Source organism: Clostridium fessum (assembly GCF_003024715.1).
Classification (GTDB): domain Bacteria; phylum Bacillota; class Clostridia; order Lachnospirales; family Lachnospiraceae; genus Otoolea; species Otoolea fessa.
In genome coordinates this window covers 42,726-62,790 of record NZ_PYLO01000002.1, presented here as the reverse complement: position 1 = coordinate 62,790, position 20,065 = coordinate 42,726, and the positions used below count along the sequence as shown (strand labels likewise).

22 protein-coding genes, 4 tRNA genes and 1 riboswitch are annotated in these 20,065 nt (G+C 49.9%); of the genes, 20 read left to right on the top strand and 6 right to left on the bottom strand.

The genetic code is table 11. The annotated features are described in order from the left end of the window. The first annotated feature begins 56 nt into the window (after positions 1–56). A riboswitch (THF riboswitch) is annotated at positions 57–161 on the top strand. 63 nt (positions 162–224) lie between these two features. From C7U56_RS05340 to C7U56_RS05325, 4 genes are all read left to right on the top strand, one after another. Then, positions 225–788 (top strand): folate family ECF transporter S component, encoded by a 564-nt coding sequence (locus tag C7U56_RS05340; RefSeq protein WP_022359353.1) that lies wholly within the window; start codon positions 225–227, stop codon positions 786–788. A gap of 127 nt (positions 789–915) precedes the next feature. Next, complete coding sequence (locus C7U56_RS05335; protein ID WP_022359354.1) at positions 916–1,500, top strand: biotin transporter BioY; 585 nt, start codon at positions 916–918, stop codon at positions 1,498–1,500. Positions 1,501–1,812: 312 nt separating this feature from the next. Continuing rightward, complete coding sequence (locus C7U56_RS05330) at positions 1,813–2,640, top strand: Mrp/NBP35 family ATP-binding protein (protein ID WP_022359355.1); 828 nt, start codon at positions 1,813–1,815, stop codon at positions 2,638–2,640. 37 nt (positions 2,641–2,677) lie between these two features. Next, positions 2,678–3,391 (top strand): GTP pyrophosphokinase, encoded by a 714-nt coding sequence (locus C7U56_RS05325; protein ID WP_107000490.1) that lies wholly within the window; start codon positions 2,678–2,680, stop codon positions 3,389–3,391. A gap of 65 nt (positions 3,392–3,456) precedes the next feature. On the opposite strand, the gene C7U56_RS05320 is transcribed toward C7U56_RS05325, so the two are convergent. Continuing rightward, on the bottom strand, positions 3,457–4,338 hold the full coding sequence (locus C7U56_RS05320) for a GNAT family N-acetyltransferase (protein WP_181357181.1): 882 nt from the start codon (positions 4,336–4,338) through the stop codon (positions 3,457–3,459). A gap of 280 nt (positions 4,339–4,618) precedes the next feature. On the opposite strand from C7U56_RS05320, the gene C7U56_RS05315 reads away from it, so the two are divergent. From C7U56_RS05315 to C7U56_RS05255, 14 genes are all read left to right on the top strand, one after another. Beyond that, positions 4,619–4,984, top strand: coding sequence for a CidA/LrgA family protein (locus tag C7U56_RS05315; protein WP_107000488.1), 366 nt, complete (start codon positions 4,619–4,621; stop codon positions 4,982–4,984). Beyond that, on the top strand, positions 4,981–5,673 hold the full coding sequence (locus tag C7U56_RS05310; protein WP_107000487.1) for an LrgB family protein: 693 nt from the start codon (positions 4,981–4,983) through the stop codon (positions 5,671–5,673). Before C7U56_RS05315 ends, C7U56_RS05310 begins: the two co-directional genes overlap by 4 nt. Before the next feature lie 121 nt (positions 5,674–5,794). Continuing rightward, the gene (locus C7U56_RS05305; RefSeq protein ID WP_333489839.1) at positions 5,795–6,559 is read left to right on the top strand and encodes a nitroreductase family protein; all 765 of its coding nucleotides are present in this window, start codon (positions 5,795–5,797) and stop codon (positions 6,557–6,559) included. A gap of 276 nt (positions 6,560–6,835) precedes the next feature. Next, complete coding sequence (gene pyrF, locus C7U56_RS05300) at positions 6,836–7,753, top strand: orotidine-5'-phosphate decarboxylase (RefSeq protein WP_022359361.1); 918 nt, start codon at positions 6,836–6,838, stop codon at positions 7,751–7,753. A gap of 10 nt (positions 7,754–7,763) precedes the next feature. Further along, positions 7,764–8,528 (top strand): dihydroorotate dehydrogenase electron transfer subunit, encoded by a 765-nt coding sequence (locus C7U56_RS05295; protein WP_107000486.1) that lies wholly within the window; start codon positions 7,764–7,766, stop codon positions 8,526–8,528. Further along, positions 8,525–9,430: a dihydroorotate dehydrogenase gene (locus C7U56_RS05290; protein ID WP_107000485.1), complete on the top strand. Its 906-nt coding sequence runs from the start codon at positions 8,525–8,527 to the stop codon at positions 9,428–9,430. The genes C7U56_RS05295 and C7U56_RS05290 overlap by 4 nt, the downstream gene beginning before the upstream one ends. 14 nt (positions 9,431–9,444) lie before the next feature. After that, positions 9,445–10,119 (top strand): orotate phosphoribosyltransferase, encoded by a 675-nt coding sequence (gene pyrE, locus C7U56_RS05285; RefSeq protein WP_107000484.1) that lies wholly within the window; start codon positions 9,445–9,447, stop codon positions 10,117–10,119. A gap of 74 nt (positions 10,120–10,193) precedes the next feature. Continuing rightward, positions 10,194–10,343, top strand: a complete 150-nt coding sequence (locus tag C7U56_RS15570; protein WP_022359365.1) for a hypothetical protein — start codon at positions 10,194–10,196, stop codon at positions 10,341–10,343. Positions 10,344–10,449: 106 nt separating this feature from the next. Beyond that, positions 10,450–10,917, top strand: a complete 468-nt coding sequence (locus C7U56_RS05280; protein ID WP_107000974.1) for a VanZ family protein — start codon at positions 10,450–10,452, stop codon at positions 10,915–10,917. Then, positions 10,898–11,224: a hypothetical protein gene (locus C7U56_RS05275; protein ID WP_107000483.1), complete on the top strand. Its 327-nt coding sequence runs from the start codon at positions 10,898–10,900 to the stop codon at positions 11,222–11,224. Before C7U56_RS05280 ends, C7U56_RS05275 begins: the two co-directional genes overlap by 20 nt. Before the next feature lie 127 nt (positions 11,225–11,351). Beyond that, positions 11,352–13,424, top strand: a complete 2,073-nt coding sequence (locus C7U56_RS05270) for an aminopeptidase (protein WP_107000482.1) — start codon at positions 11,352–11,354, stop codon at positions 13,422–13,424. 69 nt (positions 13,425–13,493) lie between these two features. Continuing rightward, positions 13,494–14,774, top strand: coding sequence for a D-alanyl-D-alanine carboxypeptidase family protein (locus C7U56_RS05265; protein ID WP_107000481.1), 1,281 nt, complete (start codon positions 13,494–13,496; stop codon positions 14,772–14,774). A gap of 171 nt (positions 14,775–14,945) precedes the next feature. Next, positions 14,946–15,539 carry a hypothetical protein gene (locus C7U56_RS05260; RefSeq protein WP_022359370.1) on the top strand — a complete coding sequence of 198 codons (594 nt, stop codon included), beginning with the start codon at positions 14,946–14,948 and terminating at the stop codon, positions 15,537–15,539. Between the two features lie 14 nt (positions 15,540–15,553). Then, positions 15,554–16,573 (top strand): glycosyltransferase family 2 protein, encoded by a 1,020-nt coding sequence (locus C7U56_RS05255; RefSeq protein WP_107000480.1) that lies wholly within the window; start codon positions 15,554–15,556, stop codon positions 16,571–16,573. Positions 16,574–16,861: 288 nt separating this feature from the next. On the opposite strand, the gene C7U56_RS05250 is transcribed toward C7U56_RS05255, so the two are convergent. From C7U56_RS05250 to C7U56_RS05230, 5 genes are all read right to left on the bottom strand, one after another. Beyond that, positions 16,862–17,527 (bottom strand): phosphatase PAP2 family protein, encoded by a 666-nt coding sequence (locus tag C7U56_RS05250; protein ID WP_107000973.1) that lies wholly within the window; start codon positions 17,525–17,527, stop codon positions 16,862–16,864. A 332-nt stretch (positions 17,528–17,859) separates the two neighbouring features. After that, positions 17,860–17,933 (bottom strand) — tRNA-Met (locus C7U56_RS05245). A 17-nt stretch (positions 17,934–17,950) separates the two neighbouring features. Beyond that, positions 17,951–18,023 (bottom strand) — tRNA-Val (locus C7U56_RS05240). A gap of 8 nt (positions 18,024–18,031) precedes the next feature. Beyond that, a tRNA-Met gene (locus tag C7U56_RS05235) sits at positions 18,032–18,105 on the bottom strand. An 18-nt stretch (positions 18,106–18,123) separates the two neighbouring features. Continuing rightward, positions 18,124–18,196: transfer RNA gene (locus tag C7U56_RS05230), tRNA-Val, on the bottom strand. Between the two features lie 241 nt (positions 18,197–18,437). Between C7U56_RS05230 and C7U56_RS05225 the strand changes: the two genes are divergently transcribed. Then, complete coding sequence (locus C7U56_RS05225; protein ID WP_233430198.1) at positions 18,438–19,385, top strand: diacylglycerol/lipid kinase family protein; 948 nt, start codon at positions 18,438–18,440, stop codon at positions 19,383–19,385. Positions 19,386–19,482: 97 nt separating this feature from the next. Beyond that, complete coding sequence (ispF, locus tag C7U56_RS05220; RefSeq protein ID WP_107000479.1) at positions 19,483–20,058, top strand: 2-C-methyl-D-erythritol 2,4-cyclodiphosphate synthase; 576 nt, start codon at positions 19,483–19,485, stop codon at positions 20,056–20,058. Positions 20,059–20,065 lie beyond the last annotated feature (7 nt).

Here is a 20,065-nt window from a genome sequence, read left to right as displayed (position 1 = left end):
TATAAAGTGCTTGAAAAGCGGGGAAATTATGGTATGATGTAAAAGATAAAAAAAAACGCAGAGTAGGAATACAGGCGTTAAGTGCTGGTTGAACAGGGAGTTGTCAGCCGGACGAAGAGACCCTCCGGGGTTTCGCGGTCAGTATTCCGCATCCCGCTGCATCGTTGATACAATCTATCTCCTGATGTGGTTCGAGAGATCTGCAGAAAAGGAGGTATTTTTTTATGAAAAAATTTGCAGTATGTTATCAGGCATCCTTTCAGGAACTGAAACACGTGAAAACACTCACGACTGCCGCCATGCTGATGGCTGTCTCCGTTGTTCTGGGATACTTCACGATTGAGGCTGGTCCGTATTTGAAAATCGGATTCGGCGGTGTGGTCAACCAGTTTGTCTACTACCTCTTCGGTCCGGTGGCTGGAGCGGTCTATGGCGGAGTCTTGGACCTGGTCAAATATGTCGTAAAGCCGACAGGGGCATTTTTTCCGGGATTTACGCTGAATGCGATGCTGGGCGGCGTGCTATATGGCACAATTCTGTATCGGAAACCGCTTACCTTCCGCCGGGCGCTCTGGGCGGATCTGGTGGTGGCGCTGATCTGCAACATATTTTTGAACACACTCTGGCTTAGCATGATGTCTGGAAAAGCAATGATGGTGCTTCTGCCGATGCGTGTGCTTAAGAATCTCATCAAGTGGCCGGTGGATGCAGCACTCTTTTATCTGATTGCAAAACGGATGGAGAGTCTTGGACTTGTGCGGATGATCCGTAAATTCCAGGCGGAGTGATGCTGGAGGATTCGTTTTGAGCAAAAGGAAACATACATGGACAGCGAAAGTCTGCAGGCACGGTGGCTGCATGCCATGAAAGGAACCGTTTATGAAAAAATGCATCATGCATGATGGAGGAAAACAGATGAGAGAAAAAGCAGTTTCGCGGAGCCGGGAACATTCGAAGGATGTGGCGCTTTGCGGTCTGTTTGCGGCGCTGGTCGCCGTGGGGGCATTTATCAAGGTTGTCATTCCGACCGGCGCAGATACCATGAACTTCACCTTGCAGTGGTTTTTCGTGATGCTGGCAGCATTTCTGCTGGGCTCCAGACGGGCATTTACCAGTGTGGGTGTCTATTTGCTGATTGGACTTGCGGGCGTCCCGATCTTTGCACGCGGCGGCGGTCCGGCGTATCTGCTGCGCCCGACCTTTGGTTTTCTGCTGGGATTTCTCCTTGCGGCGTGGGTCATGGGAAAGGTCTGTGAATGTTTGAATTCCTGGAAAATGGGAGCGCTGATGACGGCGGCGACGGCTGGATATGTGGTATATTATGGAATGGGAATGGTTTATTTCTATCTGATTACCCATCTCGTAACCCTGCAGCCGATCGGCTGGAAAGCGATTGTGCTGGTTTACTGCCTGCCGGAGATGCCGGCGGATTATATTCTCTGCATTCTGGCGGCGATCATGGCAAGACGGCTGCGCCCGATGGTACAGGCGTATCTGTAGAGAAAAATGAATAGGATATAAAAAAGACAGACAGTCTGAATGCAGTGTAGCAAACGGGCTGTCTGTTTTTGTCTCATAGAAAACGTTACTGTTCACGCATACGTGTACAGTAACGGCACATTCTTTTGTAACGCTGCCAGTTGTGTTTGCCCCCTATCATTTTTGCAGAAAATATGGTAAAATGTACGGAGATTACGACAGGGGAGGATTTGGGCGTTACAGGTTTTTGGTCTTGGAAAACGTCTGAAGAGGATGCAAAAACGAAAACCAGCGAACGATCAGAATCCAACCTGATAAAAAGGAGAAGTATGTATGAGTGAGAATTGCAGTCATAATTGTTCAAGCTGCGGCGAAACGTGTGCCAGCCGGACGATGGAGAGTTTCCGGGTGCCGTTAAATCCACAGAGTTCAGTTAAAAAAGTAATTGGTGTAGTCAGCGGCAAGGGCGGCGTCGGAAAATCCCTGGTGACATCCCTGATGGCATGTAAGATGCGTGCGAGAAACAACCGCGTTGGCATTCTTGATGCAGATATTACAGGACCGTCGATCCCGAAGGCATTTGGCATTCACGGCATGGTAGGTGTGACAGCGGATCAGCTGATGCTGCCGCGCACGACCTCGACGGGGATAGAGATTCTTTCTTCGAACCTGATTCTGGAGCATGAGACGGATCCGGTAATTTGGCGTGGACCGGTTGTGGGCGGCGTGATTAAGCAGTTCTGGAGCGAGGCACTCTGGAAGGACATTGATTATATGTTTGTCGATATGCCTCCGGGAACCGGCGATGTGCCGCTGACTGTATTTCAGTCCCTGCCGCTGGCAGGTATTATCATTGTGACTTCCCCGCAGGAGCTGGTTTCGATGATCGTGGCAAAAGCGGTCAACATGGCGAAGAAGATGGATATTCCGATTCTGGGACTGGTTGAAAACATGAGTTATCTGGAATGTCCGGACTGCGGAAAGAAGATTTCTGTGTTCGGTGAAAGCCATATCGAGGAGACGGCAGACGAGTATGAGATTCCGGTGCTTGCGAAGATTCCGATCGATCCGTCGATTGCGTCCAAGGTGGACGAGGGGCTGGTTGAGTATGTGGAATCCCCATGGCTGGATGCGGCGGCTGACGCAGTGGAGAAGGCATAAAAGAATATAGATATATAGAAGAGGTGGAAGAATACAAATGAATATTGCTCAGAATCCCAACAGCGAGCTGAGCCATTTCGCGGTCAATACGCCTCAGGTGTTTGAGATTCCTGAGACATTCCGGGAGACGGCAAGGCAGTTTCAGGAAGCGATGATGCAGTACAGCTGCGCGATTCGAGAGTTTAAGACGAAGCTGGAAGTGCTCAACGATGAGCTTTCCATGCGGAATGCAAGAAACCCGATCGAGATGATCAAGGCGAGAGTGAAGAAGCCGAAGAGTATTGTAGAAAAACTGCAGCGGCGCGGACTTCCGCTTTCGATCGAATCGATGGAGTCCAACCTGGATGATATAGCGGGTGTCCGTGTGATATGTTCGTTTGTGGACGATATTTACGAGATCAGCCGGATGCTGGAACGCCAGGATGATGTGACCATCATTGCGATCAAGGATTATATCAAGGCGCCGAAGGAAAACGGCTACCGCAGCTACCACATGATCGTGGAAGTACCGGTATTCTTTTCAAGCAGTAAGAAAAATATCCGTGTGGAAGTCCAGATCCGCACGATCGCCATGGATTTCTGGGCGAGTCTGGATCACCAGCTCAAGTATAAAAAGCAGCTGGATGCCCAGGAAGCCGCAGAGATCGGTGCGGAGCTGAAAAAGTGCGCGGATGTCATCGCGGAGACAGATTGCAAGATGTTAAGCATCCGTCAGAAGATTGAGGAAAAACATCCGACGCAGGAAGAATAGTCGTGATGTAAACGAATAGCTCATGTATCGGGGTGCTTTTGGCGGCTGAAGCGCCTGCCATATCTTTAATACATAAAATAGGACAGGGTTTCGGTAATTCGGAACCCTGCTTTTTTATAGATCGAGAGTGCCGGATAATTGTCACTGCTGACGTGAAGAACAATTCGGGTGCAGCCGCGCGCGATCAGATCGTTTAAGACCAGACAGAAAGCAGCTTCACCGATTCCTAGTCCGCGGCAGAGGTCATGGACCCGGAAACCGTAGAAACAGGCATGAAATGTGCCGGGAACGTCCGAGACGGGCTGCATACGCGCCATGCACACGGCAGCCGGAGAGCACATCGGATCCGGCGGAGTCTCTAAAAATTCATAGGTCAGAATTGTAACGGCCGGATCTGGATCATCGGCGCTGTGGAAGCAGTCCCAGCAACTGTCGGGATCAACACTTTCGTTGACGTCACCTTCCGGTGCAGAAGTGCAGGTAAAGGTAAGCGGGCGTTTTTCAACCATGGGAGAGTCAAAGCGTTCGGCCGCCGGGTCAAAGTCCCATTTCATCTGATATTCCTGATCAACGCGGTCAGCGTGAATGGCTTTCATCGTGGCAGCCGTATCAGCAGATTCCGGGTCAACCGGAAATAGAATATCGTGCTCACCGGAGATGTCGCAGGCTTTTTCTAAGAGTGCGGCAAAATATCCGCGTCGGCGCAGGGAAGGGCGGGTGAAGGCGATGCATTCGACGGGTTCCTCGTCCGAAGAGCCATCCGGTGGAAGGATCATTCCCATGATGGCTGCAAGTGTCTCTGATTCATCCAGAAGAAGCAGGAAACAATTTCCGTCTTCAAATGGAAAAGAAATGTGGATCGGCTGCGTCTTCTGGCATTCATTCAACAGTGCCAGGATCTGTTCTGCCTGTCTGGCAGAGAGAGAGTTTGTCTGAATTAAATTCATAACTTCTAATCCTTTCTTTCTTGCAATACAAAGTGTACCAGCTACAAAAGCAGCTGAGAAGATAAGTCTTTCATAAAGATAAACGTATTTGCGGATAAAAACTTCACGTTTTTTGGATCGAAAATGTCTGGATTTTACGAATCGGAAAAGCTTACCTGTATCGTATAAAAAAGACGCAAAAAATTCAAGGAAATTGACAGAATTTATGCTAATTTTCATATTGTCCTATAAATTTGGGAGTGATAGAATAGAGGCATTAAATACGAAAGGTGAAGACATCATGAAGTACTTGAAAGAAGTGACAATTATTTTTGGCATCACAATGCTGGGAGAGTTTTTGAACTATCTGCTTCCGTTTCCGGTTCCGTCCGGCGTATACGGATTGTTCATTCTTCTGCTTCTGCTTTGCACAGGTGCATTACATACAGAAGATGTGGCGGAAGTGGGAGATTTCTTCCTGGATACGATGCCGATTATGTTTATACCGGCAGGTGTAGGTCTGCTTGACAGCGTGCAGGAGGCGGAGTCCATCCTGGTGCCGCTGACAGTGATTACCGTGATTTCGACGGTATTTGTTATGGTTGCGACCGGGTGCGTGGCGCAGAGCATCATCCGCAGAAAGAATAAAGGAGGTGCGAAAGCATGAATGGACTGATTCATTCTTCTCTTTATTTTGGAATGCTGGTCAGCGTTGGCGCGTATATGTTGGGCGTCTGGCTGAAAAAGAAGACCGGCTGGGCGATTTTAAATCCGCTGCTGGTTGCAATTATAGTTGTGATTGCATTTTTATCTGTTTTTCATATAGAATATAAGGAGTATAACCGCGGTGCGGTGTATCTGGGCTATTTCCTGACACCGGCAACGGTCTGTCTGGCGATTCCGCTGTATAAGCAGCTGGAGCTTTTGCGCCAGCACCTGATTGCGGTTGCTTCTGCAATTGTGGCAGGGGTAGCGGGAAGTGTCGGCAGTATCTATGTGATGTGCCGTTTCTTTCAACTGGAGCATACGCACTATGTGACATTGCTTCCGAAGTCCATTACGACGGCGATTGGCATGGGCGTCAGCGAGGAAGCGGGAGGTATCGTGACGCTGACGGTTATCAGCATTATAATTACAGGAATTTTGGGAAATATTATAGCCGACTGGCTGTTTCAGATATTTAAAATTGAAGAGCCAATCGCGAAGGGTCTGGCACTTGGAACAGCAGCCCATGCGATTGGAACGGCAAAGGCGCTGGAATTAGGCGAGATCGAGGGTGCGATGAGCAGCTTGTCAATTGCGGTCGCCGGTCTTTTGACCGTAGTGGTAGTACCACTGATGTCGGGACTGATTTAAAGGTGGTGCTGAAACGGTCAGAATTTGTATAGAAATTGGAATGCACATAGAGAGGCAGAGAAAAAGATACTGCGGGTCATGCGCATGATAACGGCAGCAAAAAGATAGGAGGGGAGCAGGTATGATGAATTTGTATGAGGCGATAGGATGTCGCCATTCAGTTCGAAAATACACCGATCGGGAGGTCACGGAGAAGCTGCGTGGGCAGATCCTGTCCTATTTTGATAAGACCTCCCGGTTAAATGACCGGATCCGGGTTGAGGCAGTGATATTCGACAATACAAAGAAAAAAGCCGATGTCCACGGACTCTGGAAGGTGGATGCTCCCTACTATCTGGCGATCTATTCGGACCAGGAGGAAGGCTGCGAGCGCAATGCCGGTTATCTGATGGAGCAGATGGTGCTCTATATGACGGCAAAAGGGCTTGGAACCTGCTATTTGGGCAGCGTGCAGCCGGCGCAGAAGGTGCGCGGCGGCAAACGCTGCCTGATGATGGTCGCATTCGGCTACCCGGAGGGCAAGCTCTACCGTGAAAGCCCGCTGGCAAAGCGCCTCCCGCTCAATGAACTCTGTATTTTCAAGGAAGAAGCCGGAGAGCAGATGAAGACGATTCTCCGTGCGGCGCGTCTCGCACCGTCCGCGATGAACACCCAGCCGTGGCGCTTCATCGTCTATTCCGACCGAATCTATGTGTTCGCCCTAAAAACCCGCTTTCCGGGCAAGAGCTTCCATGCGATGCGCGAATTCAGCATCGGCATTATGCTCTCCCACATTATGCTCGCCGCCGAAGAACTCTGGATGGAACTTCAGACGGAGACGGAGGAACATTTTGCGGCTAAAAGTTACAAAAATGGAGATTATGTGGCGACGTTGACGCTGCATTAGATGCATTGATTCATTGTGTTAAATGTTGAAATAGTTTATATTTAAGCAAGAAAAACCAATTTTGCAATTTTAAAACCAATTATTCAAAGAAACGATACACTCAAGAAAGAAGCGCGCCAGCCGTCCGATGCCGTGACAGCTGGCGCGCTTCTTTCGGGGCAATCAAAAGGGCATAAGCAAAAACCCTTTTTTCCTTGCTCCGTGCCCTTGAAAGCGCCCTCCACTTATGATAAAATAAGTTGATTATTTATGAGAGATACTCTGGAGGAGAACGTGATGGTTAGTAAATTGATTGAGAAGATTCAGAAGACAAAGGCACCGATCTGTGTAGGACTGGATCCGATGCTTGGATATATTCCGGAGCACGTGAAGGAAAAAGCATTTGCGGAGTTCGGAGAGACCCTGGAAGGAGCGGCAGAGGCGATCTGGCAGTTTAACTGTGCGATCGTGGATGCGACGGCTGATCTGATTCCGGCGGTCAAACCGCAGATTGCGATGTATGAGCAGTTTGGCATCGAAGGCCTGAAAGCGTATGACCGGACTGTCAAATACTGCCAGCAGAAGGGCTTAATTGTCATCGGAGACATCAAGCGCGGCGACATCGGTTCCACATCGGCTGCCTACGCAACCGGTCATCTCGGCAGCGTGAAGGTTGGAAATACGACCTGTTCCGCGTTCAATACCGAGTATGTGACGGTCAATCCGTATCTGGGAACCGACGGCGTGAAACCATTTGTGGACGAGTGCAACGCATCCGACCGCGGTATCTTTGTACTGGTAAAGACTTCTAACCCATCCAGCGGCGAGTTCCAGGATCGTCTGGTGGACGGCCGCCCGCTTTATGAGCTGGTAGCGGAGAAGGTCGTTGAGTGGGGGGAGGCTTCCATGGATGGCGACTACAGTAATGTAGGCGCAGTTGTGGGCGCAACTTACCCGGAGATGAGCAAGATTCTGCGTAAGCTGATGCCGAAGACTTACTTTCTGGTTCCGGGTTATGGCGCACAGGGCGGTACGGCAGAAGACTTAAAATACTGCTTCAACGAGGATGGACTGGGCGCGATCGTCAATTCTTCCCGCGGTATCATCGCAGCATACAAGAAAGACGCATACGCCAAATTCGGTCCGGAGCATTTTGCGGACGCATCGAGACAGGCTGTCATTGATATGATTGCGGACATTGGACGCGTACTGTAAGGAGGAGCTCATGGCACAGAAGAAAGAGACAGCAGTTGTATATAGTCAGGAAGAACTGGCACCTGGCATTTTCAGTATGTGGATCGTGACGGACATAGCGGACGAGGCAAGACCGGGACAGTTTATCTCGGTCTACAGCCAGGACGGTTCCAGACTTCTTCCGCGCCCGATCAGTATCTGCGAGGCAGATCCGGATGAAGGACGCCTGCGGATCGTATACCGGATTGCCGGTAAAGGAACGGATGAATTTTCCAAATATGTTTCCGGAGACCCGATCGACATCATGGGACCTCTGGGAAATGGTTTCCCGCAGGAGGGCGAAAATGTATTTCTGATCGGCGGCGGTATCGGTGTTCCGCCGATGCTTGAGATGGCGAAACAGTTAAACTGCGAAAAACAGATCATTTTAGGATACCGGGATGAAAATCTCTTCCTCCGGGATGAATTTGAGGCATATGGAGAAGTCTTTGTGGCAACCGAGGACGGAAGCGTCGGCACGAAGGGCAATGTCCTGGACGCGATCCGGGAGCAGAACCTGACGGCGGATGTGATCTACGCCTGCGGACCGACCCCGATGCTGCGCGCCATCAAGGAGTATGCGGCAGAAAAGGGAATCAAGTGCTATATTTCCCTGGAGGAGAAGATGGCATGTGGAATCGGCGCCTGTCTGGCATGTGTCTGCCAGTCGAAGGATGTAGACCACCACAGCAATGTACACAACAAGCGGATCTGCAAGGATGGTCCCGTATTTTTAGCCGAGGAGGTAGAATTATGAGACAGATGGCAGTCAATCTTGCGGGTGTAGAGCTTAAAAACCCGGTCATGACGGCATCCGGAACCTTTGGTTCAGGGGCAGAGTACGGCGAGATGGTCGATCTGAACAAGCTCGGCGCGGTTGTGACCAAGGGTGTGGCAAATGTGCCGTGGCCAGGTAATCCGACCCCGCGTATTGCGGAGGTGTACGGCGGCATGATCAACGCGATCGGCTTACAGAATCCGGGGTATGATTTATTTGCATCGAGGGATATCCCGTTTTTACGTCAGTATGATACGAAGATTATCGTCAATGTATGTGGAAAAACGGCGGAAGATTACGTCGATGTAGTGGAAAAACTGGCGAGCCAGCCGGTCGATATGCTGGAGATCAACATTTCCTGCCCGAACGTCAAGGAGGGCGGCATCGCATTTGGACAGGATCCGAAAGCAGTGGAGGCGATCACCCGCGAAGTAAAACGCCATGCAAAACAGCCGATTATCATGAAGCTCAGCCCGAATGTTACCGACATCACGGAGATGGCGAAGGCAGCCGAGGCAGGCGGTGCGGATGTGCTGTCCCTGATCAACACACTGACTGGCATGAAGATCGATATCAACCGGAGAACCTTTGCGGTAGCCAACCGTACCGGCGGTCTGTCCGGCCCGGCAGTGAAACCAGTGGCAGTTCGCATGGTTTACCAGGTGGCGCAGGCGGTCAAGCTTCCGATCATCGGCATGGGCGGTATCATGAATGCGGACGATGCGATCGAATTTATTCTGGCAGGCGCAAGCGCGGTGGCAGTCGGTACGGCGAATTTCCATAATCCGTATGTGACGGAGGAGATCGTGAAGGGCATCGACGCCTACATGGCAAAATATGGCATTGAAGATATACATGAACTGATTGGTGCGGTTCGGTAAGATAGGAGAGTATGATGGAACAGTATAAGCAGGAATTTATCAATTTCATGGTAGAGAGCGAAGTGCTCAAGTTTGGCGAATTTACCTTAAAGAGCGGACGTAAATCTCCGTTCTTCATGAACGCGGGTGCATATGTAACCGGTACGCAGCTGCGTCGTCTGGGCGAGTATTACGCAAAGGCGATTCATGACAACTATGGTCTGGATTTCGATGTCCTGTTTGGACCGGCTTACAAGGGAATCCCGCTGGCAGTTGCCACCTCGATGGCGATCAGTGAGCTGTACGGCAAAGAAGTACGTTACTGCTCCAACCGGAAAGAGGTCAAGGATCACGGCGATACCGGCATCCTTCTGGGAAGCAAGTTAAAGGACGGCGACCGCGTCGTTATCATCGAGGATGTAACCACTTCCGGTAAATCCATCGAGGAGACTTTCCCGATCCTCAAATCCCAGGCAGATGTGGAGATCAAAGGCCTGATGGTATCTTTAAACCGTATGGAGCGCGGCAAGGGAGAAAAGTGTGCGCTGGATGAGATCAAGGAACTGTACGGCTTCCCAACCGCAGCGATCGTATCGATGTCAGATGTCGTAGAGTGCCTGTACAACAAGGAGTGCCAGGGCAAGGTCGTGATCGATGATACACTGAAAGCAGCGATCGACGCATACTATGAGCAGTACGGTGCAAAATAGAGATTTGGTTCACGGAGCGGCATGCTTGAAATGGGAAATGCCATGCGACGGAGTGTAAGAAGGAGCGGATCGATATGGAAAAGATCTACAAAACGATGCAGGGAACCGGTGTGATTAATATCGTGATTGGAAGCGTGATCATCACGGTAGGGTTGGCAGCCGGTGTGATGGCGATCGTCAGCGGTGCGTTTTTACTGAAACGCAAATCAGATATTACATTCTAAAAATTGGATTTGAAACAGGGCAGATATGCCCAGTCGAAAGAGAAAAACCGTATGACCGGGGACGGTGTACGGTTTTTCTCATTTCTGGCAGTTTATGTGGGGAATTATGTGGAAACGGACAAAAACGCATCAGAAGGTGTGCTGGATATTCTTTGTCGCATACCTGGTGCTTCTTATATATTTTATGTTTTTTTCGGACGGATTCGGGCGCGCGCCGCATGTGGAGTATGCCTATAATCTCGTTTTATTTAAGGAAATCAAACGGTTTTATATTTATCGTGATATAGTGGGGACGGAAGCGTTCCTGTTAAATACGGCTGGCAACGTGGTGTGCTTCATGCCGTTTGGATTTTTCCTGCCGATCATCAGTCCGAGATTTGGAAAATGGTACCTGATGTTGATTCTGAGCTTCCTTCTGACTTTGAGCATCGAGACGATTCAGCTCGTATTCAAGGTGGGAAGTTTTGATGTGGATGATATGTTTTTAAATACGTTAGGTGGAATTGCTGGCTACCTCTGCCAGTGGATTACACGTGCAATTGGGAGGTGTCTGCATGGGACGTCAAACAGATAACCGGATTTCTTATATCCGCAAGCCGATGGCGGAACACGGCTATCTCTGTCTGGGACTGGCGGGAGTCGGTCTGCTGCTGTGCGTGGCAGGGATGGCATTCAGTGTCCGCAGCCAGGGCAATACGCCGGTCGGTGCGCTGTCGATGTGCTTTTCGAGCATATTATTTTCCGTGGCGTCGCTGATGTACGGATGGAAATCTTTTAAAGAAGAAGAAAAAAATTATATATTCGCGAAAATTGGTACGATTTTGTCGGGGCTTCTGGTCATCTGGTGGATTGTGACGATTTTGATTGGCATCCGGGGCTAAGAATGAATGGTTTTTATGCGTGGCTTGCCTGGAATGCCGGACCAATGGAACGCCGGTAAGAGCCTTTGCGGCGGGCGTGGTTTGAAAGTGAAATTTGGCGATGGCAGAAGGAGGGAAATATCTGAACATGAAATATTGGGAACTTTTGAAAGAAGAAAATGAGGCGGTTGCGGAGCGCCATGAGCTCGCGATGGAGCGCATCGGCCATATGAAAGAAGAAGCGACGGTTGGCGAGCCATACCGGGCATTTTTTGAGCGCACCGTCCAGTTTATCGAGCTGATAGAAGAAACCTTCCAGAAACAGATGGATGGGACGCTGGCGGCGATGAGCCAGAAAGAGGCAACAGAATTTAACCGGACGCTTTATGCGGATATACTTCCTGGGGCGTATGGAAAGAGCTTTGCGAACCCGGACTATGCGGCAAAAGAGCTGGGAGAGGACTATGGTCCGTGGCTGTCATTTCTCTATACGGAGATCCGCAGCGCGATCGTTTACGCCTATGAGAGCCGTCTGGTGGATGTGACGGTGTTGGAGGAACTGTTTATTGAGGTTTACAACCTGTTTGAGGACGGGACGCCGGAGGTGGCGGAGCTTCGCGAGCCGCTCTACTATTTTGTCAGTGATTATTGTGACAGGATGCTTCCGTGGCGGGTGCGTGAGACGCTGGATCCGTCGCTGGATTTCGGAAAATCGATCATCATGGACAGTGATTTAAACGATCTGCGTTATCTGTACCGGTTTGGCGAATATATCTCGGAGACAGAGCTTGCGACGGCACGTTTTATGAATGAGCTGCCGGAGGAGACGGTACGCCGGATGGCAGATACCTACACAGAAGGCTACCGCAAGGGATTTGCGGCGACCGGACGCAGCTATGAGGGCAAGAAAACGGTGCAGATCCGTTACCACATCGGATTTGAGCGCATGATCCGGATGGCAGTGGAAAATTTCCGCGAACTCGGTCTGGAGCCGATCATTGCCCGCGCCTCCATCGGCACGGTGAACCGGATGGCGGCGCGCACGAACGGTTACTATGGCACACCGGCGAACCGCCAGTACGAGTATGATCACCGCTACGACAATGCGGTTTACCTGGACAAGGCCTTTCGTGAGCGGAAACTGTCTATTTTGAAGGTGGCATATGAGACATACAAGGATCTGGCGTCGGTATATGCCGGTCCGGCAGTTGTGGAAACCTTCGGCGAGGCCGGATTTGAGCCGGTCAATGCAGCAGCAGCCTTTTCTTTAAGTGAAAAACAGGAGAAACTGCTGTTATCCTACAGCAATGAGGCGATGCAGATTGTGGACGCGTATATTCCGGGAACGGAGACGAGCTTCACAATCATTGCATTCCCGCTTCCGGAGATCGGAGCGGAGTTTGAGGCGATTTTTAAGGAGACGATCCGCATCAATACGCTGGACTATGAGCTGTACCGCGACATCCAGCAGATCATGATCAACGAACTGGATCAGGCATCGCAAGTCCACATCAGCGGACGCGGCGGCAACCGCACCGATCTGACCGTACAGCTTCACACGCTTGCTGAGCCGACGAAACAGTCGAATTTCGAAAACTGCGTGGCGGATGTAAACATTCCGGTTGGAGAAGTCTTTACCTCCCCGCAGCTTGCTGGGACAAACGGGCTTCTGCATGTCGGCAGCGTCTATATCGGGGAATTTCAGTTCAAAGATCTGGAAATCCGGTTTGAAAATGGTATCGCTGTCTCCTATACTTGCAAAAACTTTGAGACGGAAGAGGAAAATAAGGCGTTAGTGAAACAGATGATCCTCAAAAACCATGAGACGCTGCCGATGGGCGAGTTTGCGATTGGCACCAACACAACTGCGTATGAGGTAGCGCTGCGCTACGGCATTCTCGACAAATTCCCGATTCTGATTGCCGAGAAGATGGGACCGCACTTTGCGGTAGGCGATACCTGCTACAGCTGGATGGAGGACTGCCCGGTCTTCAACCCGGATGGACGCGAGATGGTGGCGCGTGAGAATGAGATTTCAGCAAAACGCAAAGAAAACCCGCAGGAGGCATATTTTGGCTGCCATACGGACATTACAATCCCGTACTCCGAGCTGGATACGATCGAGGCGATTCATCCAGATGGAACGAGTGTAAAGATCATCGCGGGCGGACGGTTTGCGCTGCCGGGGACGGAGAAGCTGAATGAGCCGCTGGAAAAATAAAAAGAAAAAGTCATAGAAAACAGGTTTATTCTCATATAATCTCCTGAAAAGGGATTCCGGAGCAGCCGGATGGGAGATAGAATCAAAAAATGGATAGCCGTTCTGCTGGCAGGAAGTATACTGGCGATGATTCAGTTGGTTCCGGTCGGCGGGGCGGTTTTTGTTCGTGAAAACATAGAAAATAAAGAGATTTTGGGAGAGAAAGAGACTTCTCTACAACAGACCCTTCACGCCCGCGCCTGGGTTCTCATGGATGCGGACAGTGGGCGTATTCTGGCGGAGAAAGATGCGGATACCGCTTATCCGATGGCAAGCACGACGAAGATTCTGACCTGCATTCTCGCACTGGAACAGGGAAATCCCGATGACTGGGTCGAGGTATCAGAGAAAGCGGCCTCCATGCCGGATGTCCAGCTCAATATGCGGGCGGGGGAGCGGTACCGCTTATCGGATCTACTCTATTCCCTGATGCTGGAATCCCACAACGACAGCGCCGTGGCGGTGGCGGAGCACATCGGGGGAAGTGTGGAAGAATTTGCGGAGAAAATGAACCGGAAAGCGCGGGAGATAGGATGTAAGAATGTTTGTTTCGTGACACCGAACGGTCTGGACGTTGCGGATGCGGATGGAAACGAACACAGCGCTTCGGCGTCGGATATGGCGCGGATCATGCGCTACTGCGCGTTCCAGTCGCCGTGCCACGAAACATTTCTGAAAATTACCCGTACGGCATCACGGACGATTCAGGATGAGTCGGGAAAACGTTCATTTTACCTGGCAAACCACAACGCGCTTTTAAGCCAGTGCGCGGAGGTGCTGTCGGGCAAGACAGGATTTACCGGGAAAGCCGGGTACTGTTATGTAGCGGCGTTAAAAAAAGAGGGAAAAGCATTTACGGTGGCGCTTCTCGGCTGCGGGTGGCCGCCGCACAAGACGTACAAATGGGCGGATATGCGGAAACTCGATCAGTATGCATTTGATACATATGACTGGTATGATATATTTGACCGGGAGAAAACATTTCCGGAGGTGGAGGTGAGGCGGGGCGTGAAAGGAACGACGGCGCTCACACTGAATCTGCCATCGGAAAAACAGATGTTTCTGATGCTTCTGCGCGCGGACGAGAAGCCAGACATCCGTTATGAGTACCCGACCGAGCTGGAAGCACCGGTTCATGAAGGACAGGAGGTCGGGCAGGCATCCTATTATATTAATGACGAGCAGGTAGCTGCTTATCCGATCTATGCGGCAGAAACAGTGGAGAAGATTGATTATGGGTGGTGTTTAAGACGATGCGTAACTTATTTTGAAAGAGAATTTCAGTCAATGTGGCAGACATGGGGAGTTTGAGTTGTTATTACTGGGCACGTATGCGTGAACAGCAACGACTTGTTCACAATACTTTTACAAAAATCTGCTTTATTTTGCTGGTTAATTTTGTTATAACTATAGATAGTGTGAATTACTGAGAATCAAGGATCCGGACACGGAAACGTGGAAAGGGAAAGAGAGGCACGGAGGATGAAACAGACATCACTGAGCAGGGAACAGGGGCTTGCGCTCCTTCGCAAGTATAATAAAGAACCATTTCATATTTTACATGGACTGACCGTGGAGGGCGTCATGGAGTGGTATGCCGAGCAGCTGGGATACGGGGACGAAAAAGCATTCTGGGGCATGGCAGGACTGCTGCATGACATTGATTTTGAACTTTATCCGGAAGAACACTGCGAGCGGGCACCGGAGCTTCTGCGCGACGGAGGCGCAGAGGAAGATTTAGTCCATGCGGTTGTCAGCCACGGCTACGGCATACGGGTGGATGTGGCTCCGGAACATGAGATGGAAAAGGTGTTGTTTGCAGCCGATGAGCTGACAGGGCTTATCTGGGCGGCGGCGAAGATGCGCCCGTCCAAGAGTACCAAGGACATGGAGCTTTCAAGTCTTAAGAAGAAATTTAAGGACAAGAAATTTGCGGCTGGATGTTCCAGAGATGTGATCCGCCGCGGGGCTGATCAGCTTGGCTGGGAATTAGACAAACTGATGGAACAGACGATTCTCGCCATGCGCTCCTGTGAGGATCGGGTCAACAAAGAGATGGAGGAACTGGAGTTTTGAGAGAAAATAAACCAATGAAACTGTTGTCAGTAGCGATTCCGTGCTACAATTCGGCGGCATATATGCGTAACTGCATCGAATCCCTGCTGCCGGGCGGCGATGAGGTGGAGATCCTGATCGTGGATGACGGTTCCACAAAAGATAATACGGCGGAGATTGCCGATGAGTATGAGAGAAACTATCCGGGGATTTGCCGGGCGATTCATCAGGAAAACGGTGGTCACGGCGAGGCCGTCAATGCGGGACTGCGCAATGCGACGGGCGTCTATTATAAGGTCGTGGACAGCGATGACTGGGTCAACGAAGAGGCATATATGGAGGTTCTGGATACGCTGCGCAAATTTGTCCATGACAATGTGACGCTGGATATGCTGATTACCAACTTCGTTTATGAAAAACAGGGCGCAAAACACAAAAAGGTCATGAACTACAACATGGCGCTTCCAAAACGCCAGCTCATCGACTGGAACGGTGCAAGAGGCTTCCGCCTGGGACAGTATATCCTGATGCATTCGGTCATTTACCGTGTGGAAATGCTTCGGAACTGCGGCTTGGAACTGCCAAAGCATACGTTCTACGTGGATAATATTTTTGTATATCAACCGCTTCCACACGTAAAATCCATGTACTACCTGGATGTGAATTTCTACCGCTATTTCATCGGACGCGACGATCAGTCGGTCAATGAAAAAGTCATGATCAGCCGTATTGATCAGCAGATACTCGTCACGAAGCTGATGCTGGGATATTACGATGTGACCAAGATCAAGAATCCAAAGCTGCGCCACTACATGGTCCGCTATCTGGAGATCATGATGACAGTTACTTCAATTCTGGCGATTCGCTCGGAGACAGAGGAGAATCTGAAGAAGAAAAAAGAACTGTGGCAGTATTTGAAACAGCAGAATTTCACGCTGTATATGCGCCTGCGCTGGGGCTTCCTCGGACAGGGCGTAAACCTGCCGGGAAAAGGCGGACGGAAGGTGTCGATCGCCTGCTATAAGATTTCGCAGAAGTTTTATGGGTTTAACTAGAAATCCATTATAAAAATTGAAATAATATGGATTAGAAAACGAAATCAAATCTATCATAAAAGTGAAATTAAAAGATCCGATCGTCTGGAAAGTCGAGTGTTTCCAGATGGTCGGATTTTCTGATTCTATGTCAATCATTAGATATGATTCGATAAGGGATTACCACGTGATGAATGTTAGAAACCTAGTTTTCGTAACGGCTGCGGCAGGGGGGATTTATCGCAGATAAAAAGCTGGCACCTGTCATACTTTGGCGCCAGCTTATGTTTACTTGTCTTGAGAAATCCTTTAGCGAATATATTCCGGTTCGTTCTCTGTCTCTTCCTGCGTGCTTCCCGCATATACTAACGGATAGATAGCTGCGCTTAAAAGAATCGCGCCTGCGACGTCCAGAACCGAGTGCTGCTTCAGCGAGACAGTTGCCATGCAGATAGCGACCATCAGGATACCGGAAAGAATCCGGATTACTTTGTGCTTTTTCAGAGACTCACTCTTCATGACCGCGATGTGGGTTCCGATGGAATTGTACACGTGGATGCTTGGAAATACATTCGTGTTCGTGTCAGCCTGGTGGAGCATATAGACCAGACGGGAACAGAGGTTCTTGTCCGGGTTTACGGCGGTCCGCAGGTCAGTTCCATTCGGGAACAGGGTGCAGATTAAGAGTGACAGCGTCATGCCGGTAAATAAAAATGCACATAACCGGTAATATTCTTCCTTGTTCTTGAAGAACAGGTATGCAATCGCAGCGGTCACATAGGCGAACCACAGTAAATATGGGATGACGAAGTATTCATTAAACGGAATCATATCATCCAGCGATGAGTGCATGATATGGTAATTGGAGGTCACGGTTTTTTCCAGATGCATAAACCACGGAAGATAGATAAATCCGTATCCCAGAATCCATATATGCCCGTATTTCTTCAGGAGTTCCTTCAGAAAATGTTTCATATCAATCAACCTCGATTTTCTTTTTATCATAAATAAATTAACATTATTTTAACATCTCTCCAAGTTCGTCTGATTATAGCACACTCACCCGCCAACTTCAAGGCTAAATAGGGATTGTTATAAATATTAAGAAAAAGGTTATGGAATGTGAAATTTGTTAAACAAAAATTTTATGGATGGACAGGGACTTTGGATTTATATATTTTATGCGGCTGTATATATGTGTCAACTGTGATGGTATATGCGCTATCGCCTTTCACATAGGAAGTTGGTTTTAGAGTGAATTTAGGCAAAATAAAAACAGCTTGCTCAACTGCAAACTGCTTCATCAATAGCGAGAGGGGGATTCGAACCCTCGACACCGCGGGTATGAACCGCGTGCTCTAGCCAACTGAGCTATCTCGCCATATTAAATTTTAAAAGTGGGACCTACAGGGCTCGAACCTGTGACCCTCTGCTTGTAAGGCAGATGCTCTCCCAGCTGAGCTAAGATCCCAGATAAAATAGCGAGAGGGGGATTCGAACCCTCGACACCGCGGGTATGAACCGCGTGCTCTAGCCAACTGAGCTATCTCGCCATATTAAATTTAGAAAAGTGGGACCTACAGGGCTCGAACCTGTGACCCTCTGCTTGTAAGGCAGATGCTCTCCCAGCTGAGCTAAGATCCCGCTGACACTCGCACAAATCACGACTGCTTTGCAAGTATAATATAAATTTTCAAGATTGTCAACACTTTTGAGAAAATAATTTATAGAAATTTTCTTATCATTTAAAAGGAAGTATGGTATACTTATCTCATGCAAAATTGTAATGGCGCTGTATCCTGTGACAGGTATTCTGGCAGGGTAAAAGATAAAATATAACGGCCCAGCAGGGGAGTTTCTGTATTTTCGGAAAGCAGGGGACGTTATGGCAAAATATGAGGATGGAGTAATGTATTATTTCATTATTAATCCCGCTTCACAGAGTGACCGCGGCTATAAGATATGGAAGAAAATAGAGCAGCGGCTTGTGCGGGACGGGGTTGAGTATCAGGCATATTTGACAGAATATGCGGGGCAGGCGACAGAGTATGCAAGGAAGCTGACGTCCCACTGCAAGGAGGCACGGGTGATTGTGGTCGTGGGCGGTGACGGGACGATGAATGAGGTCGTGGACGGAATCGTTTCCTGCGACATGGTGACGCTGGGCTATATTCCGGTGGGGACAGGCAGTGATCTGGCGCGCGGGCTCCGGCTTTCGAGAAGACCGATGCGTGGACTGCGCCGGATTTTTAAGGCGCGGCGGATCCGGCAGATCGATTATGGTGTGATTGCATATGGCGATGATGTGCTCCGACATCGGCGTTTTATCGTCAGCGCGGGGATCGGGCTGGATGCGGAGGTATGCCAGCATATGCAGCGTTCGGCGATCAAAAATATCTGCAACCGGATTCATCTGCGGCGATTGTCGTACCGGATACTGGGATTTATACAGTATTTGAAGGCGAAACCGATCCGGGGGTATATTTTGCTCGATGGAACGCGCCGGGTGGAATTTAATTATATTTATTTTATCAGTGCACAGATTCAACCCTGCGAGGGCGGCGGATTCTGGTTTGCGCCGAAGGCGGACAGCAGCGACGGCAACCTGGAGGTCTGCATTGTCAGCCATGCCTCGAAGCGGCAGGTGCTTGGAACCCTGCTCCGGGCGTTGTTCCGGCGCTCCCACAACCGGGGGCTTCGGTGCTTCAGCTGCCGGGAGGTCCAGATCTACACGGAACGCCCGATGGCAGTTCACGTGGACGGCGAGAGCTGTCAGTACCAGAGCAATCTGGAAGTCCGCTGTATTGAGCGTAAATTAAAAATTGTTGGATAAGTGTATATTTTTCAAAAGTATAAAATAATTTATCAAATAAAGTAACTGCGGGCAGTCCGGACAGTTACAAAATGACCAAGAAAGGAACTGGAATACGATGAGAATAGGACAGGGATATGATGTGCATAAACTTGTTCCGGATCGGGAACTGATTTTAGGCGGCGTGACGATCCCGTATGAGAAGGGGCTGTTAGGACATTCGGATGCGGATGTGCTGGTGCATGCGGTGATGGATGCGCTCTTAGGGGCGGCGGCACTGGGCGACATCGGACAGCATTTTCCGGACACGGATCCGGAATATGAGGGTGCGTCGAGCATCGAGCTTCTGAAAAAGGTAGGGAAACTTCTGCAGGAACGCGGCTATGTGATTGAAAATATCGATGCCACGATCATTGCGCAGCGCCCGAAGCTGGCGGCATACCGCCCACAGATGGCAGAAAATATTGCAGATGCGCTGGGGCTTCCGGTCAGCCGTGTGAGTGTCAAGGCGACGACCGAGGAAGGCCTTGGTTTTACAGGCAGCGGCGAGGGCATTTCCTCACAGGCGATTACCCTGTTGACGGAAGTGGAGAATTACTGTTATGATAGTGAAATGATGACGCAGGCAGCGGCTTGCGGTGGATGCGGCGGCTGTGGCGGCTGTCAGGCAGCACCGGAAGCAGATTTAAAATAGAAGAGGA